This window comes from Desulfosporosinus metallidurans, from assembly GCF_001936615.1.
Classification (GTDB): Bacteria; Bacillota; Desulfitobacteriia; order Desulfitobacteriales; family Desulfitobacteriaceae; genus Desulfosporosinus; species Desulfosporosinus metallidurans.
Map to the genome: position 1 here is coordinate 1 of NZ_MLBF01000122.1, position 3,205 is coordinate 3,205.

Below are 3,205 nucleotides of genomic sequence, written 5' to 3' on the forward strand. Positions count from 1 at the left end.
TGTGGGCGCTCACTTTAATTGACATTAAAGTGAGCGTTTTTTCTTGCCTTCTTTGTCGTTTCTAGTAGATAATGATTGTCATGTGGCTAAATAGACCACGTGACAATCTTAAAAAAGGATAAAAGAAAGAGGAAACATCATTGGCCGGCCAGCCTAGTTTCCTCTTTCCCATTGGTTACTACCAATATGAGTTTAACTGAAGAAATCTGGACTGTCCAGTCTTATATTGAAGGCTTTATTGATGGTTGTCCAAATCACTTGCGTCCAATGATGTGTCCCCACTGCCAGGCAGAAGTGATGTTGCACAAACATGGAAGTTTCAAAAGAACAGTGTATACGTTATTAGAGGTGTTCATCATATCTATCTTTCGATTTAAATGTACCAAGTGTGGGAGATCGACCTCGTTACTGCCTAACTTTGTGATGGAACACCATCAGGTGGCATGGGAAGTCAAGGAAGAGGTTATCCATCAACAGTTATCTGGGATAGCTTTATTGAAAATCGCAGAAGACCTAGTTACCTCTGCCGGAAAGTTTAGTGAGAAGACTCTTTGGCGCTGGAGCAAAGCAATCCGTGATGAGTTAAAAGATTCGTCGTCCGAACAATGGCAGATAATCTTAGAGAAACTACCCCATGTGGAAATTCCCGTTGGCCCGTCAAAGCCAGTCAGAGAATGGGCTTGGTTGTTTACGGCATGGGAACAAGTAAGATCGACGAAACCGGGATATATGAACATTGGTCTTCTTGCTAGGCTCTACCAGATTAAACGCTCACGGGCGGTGACGGTCGGTTAGCTTAATCCCACAAAAGCTGTCCATGGTGTGGCATAACTTTTTCAGTCAGAATATCGGTAGGGGCAACCCCATCCTTAATTTTTGTTTGAAGGAGTGAGAAACCATGGATTTCCCTACAGATGAACAGGTAGCGGCGTTTCGTTACGGATTAATATCACCGATTGTATCTCGTCAGACTCCGATGATTCCCGGAGAGCTGAAGCGTCAGCTTGTCCAAATTGCCGCGCTCAGTCACACAATTCCTGGCAGTCACAAGACTCAGGTCAGTGTACGCACGCTTGAGCGCTTTATGGCAAATTACCGAAAAGAGGGTTGGGAAGGGCTTAAACCCAAAAAACGTCCTCAGAAAAATGCCATAGCCTTACCTGCTCCCGTCTTACAAAAGGCCATTGAGTTACGCCGTGAACGGCCCGAGCGTAGTGTAGAGCAGATTATCTACCTATTAGAACATAGTGGTATGGCCACGGAAGGAACTCTGGCCCCCAGTACATTATCTCGGCACTTACGCAAGGCCGGTGTCAGCCGCCAAGAACTCTTGCAGGCTATGGAATCGTCGAGAGGGCATCGACGCTTCGAAGTTGAGGATGTTCATCTCATGTGGCAGGCAGATTTTCAACATACCCTTTATTTGCCGGATCCACTCAATCCAAAGAAACGTAAAAAGGCGATGTTGTTTGCCATCATTGATGATTTTTCGAGGGCGATTGTCCACGGAGAATTCTACTGGGATGAGAAATTACCTCGCTTAGAAGATGCACTCAAAAAGGCGATCTTGCGCCACGGAGTTCCTGCCCAATTTTACTGTGACAATGGAAGCGTTTTTTCGTCCCACCATTTGGTTCGGATTTGTGCCAAGTTAAACATTAAGCTTTCCCACTCGCGTCCCTACAAGCCCCAAGGTCGAGGGAAAATTGAGAGGTTCTTTAGATTTATTGATACAAGTTTCAGGCCAGAGGCGCATGTGCAGATTGGAAATGGTAGTCTTACTACGCTAAAACAGTTAAATGAGGCCTTTACATCCTGGCTCGAAGGCTACTACCACTTACGCAAACACGGTAGCACTGGTCAGTCTCCTAAGGATAGGGCAGCGGGTCTTAAACGGACGATGCGCCGGGTATCGATGGTAGAATTGACCGAAATCTTCCTTTGGGAAGAAGTGCGAAAGGTGGATAAAGCAGGTTGTGTCAGCGTCTTTGGAAATATCTTCGAGATCCCGTCTCATCTTTCTAGTCAAACTGTCACACTTCGCTTTGACCCCTACGATTTAAGCGTAATGCAAGTTTGGCACGACGGAAATCGGCTGCCTGATGCCCGACTTCTCGATTTAAACCGTAAGATCCATGAACGTGTCAAAACTAAGTCTAAGGTCGAAAAACAGGAAACCCCTCCCGCGACGGGCCTCAATTTCTTCAAATTGGCGGAACAAAACCGCCGTAGTCAATGGGCCCAAGAAGCTTTGAATTTCGGGCCAAAGCAGGAGGTAACCCATGACTAATCTGCCAGGTTCTACCCAAATTATCCCCTTTTCTCGGTCACCTCAAGGAGATATGTTCTTTGGGGCAGGTGCTTACGCTGAAGCCTTGGCACGCTTGCAGTTAATGGTGACTAACTCTTGCCTTGGTGTGCTTACGGGAGAAGTCGGTAGCGGTAAATCCACCCTTATTCGCCGTCTGGTGCAAGAATTAGATCCAGTCCGGTACCAGGTGATCTATTTAAGTCAGGCGGGCATGAAACCTCGTGATTTTTATGGAGATTTATTGCGTGGGTTAGGTGAAGAACCGAATTTTTACCTATCTAAATCGAAACTGTTGCTCGAACAAGTCTTAAACTACAGAGCTCTTCAGCGGGATAAATCGTTGGTTGTAATTATTGATGAAGCTCATGACATTAGCCCGTCCATGCTCTTAGAGCTTCGGTTTGCTTTAAATCACCAAATGGACTCAGCCTCTTTACTTTCTCTCATTCTTGTCGGGCAGCCGGAGTTGCGGCGGATCTTACGTATGAACAAATACGAGGCCATCGCCCAGCGCATTCATCTTCAATACCATCTTAGTGGTCTTACTGCTCAGGAATCGGCAACTTATATTCGCCACCAAATGAAGCAAGCAGGGCTTACTACCCCTATTTTTGCAGATAGTGCTCTCAGTCTAATCCACTCTGAGACGAAAGGAATTCCACGGCTGATTAACACAATCTGTACTCATGCCCTCTATGAGGCCAAACGGAACGGAAGCGAGGTCGTGGAGGACGCTCAAATTGGACGAATTTTAACGGATGCTGAACGGCAACGGGGTACTGCTATGTAGATTTTATCCCCATTATCCCCAATATACACATGGATTGGCATGTGCCTATTGGGGATTTTTCTTATCCAACATTGTCTGGCATTCTTAGAGGTAAGTATTGACGG

The 3,205-nt window shown here is 46.1% G+C and carries 3 protein-coding genes; all 3 read left to right on the forward strand.

The window, feature by feature from the left end:
• The first annotated feature begins 186 nt into the window (after positions 1 to 186).
• Positions 187 to 795, forward strand: coding sequence for a DUF6431 domain-containing protein (locus tag DSOL_RS25755; protein WP_139314633.1), 609 nt, complete (start codon positions 187 to 189; stop codon positions 793 to 795).
• Between the two features lie 103 nt (positions 796 to 898).
• The gene (locus DSOL_RS25760) at positions 899 to 2,290 is read left to right on the forward strand and encodes a DDE-type integrase/transposase/recombinase (RefSeq protein WP_075367552.1); all 1,392 of its coding nucleotides are present in this window, start codon (positions 899 to 901) and stop codon (positions 2,288 to 2,290) included.
• The gene (locus DSOL_RS25765; protein WP_075367553.1) at positions 2,283 to 3,101 is read left to right on the forward strand and encodes an ExeA family protein; all 819 of its coding nucleotides are present in this window, start codon (positions 2,283 to 2,285) and stop codon (positions 3,099 to 3,101) included. The genes DSOL_RS25760 and DSOL_RS25765 overlap by 8 nt, the downstream gene beginning before the upstream one ends.
• Positions 3,102 to 3,205 lie beyond the last annotated feature (104 nt).

Coding starts and splice junctions, on each gene's coding strand:
- DSOL_RS25755 (WP_139314633.1), top strand. CDS start 187: ATGAGTTTAACTGAAGAAATCTGGACTGTCCAGTCTTATATTGAAGGC.
- DSOL_RS25760 (WP_075367552.1), top strand. CDS start 899: ATGGATTTCCCTACAGATGAACAGGTAGCGGCGTTTCGTTACGGATTA.
- DSOL_RS25765 (WP_075367553.1), top strand. CDS start 2,283: ATGACTAATCTGCCAGGTTCTACCCAAATTATCCCCTTTTCTCGGTCA.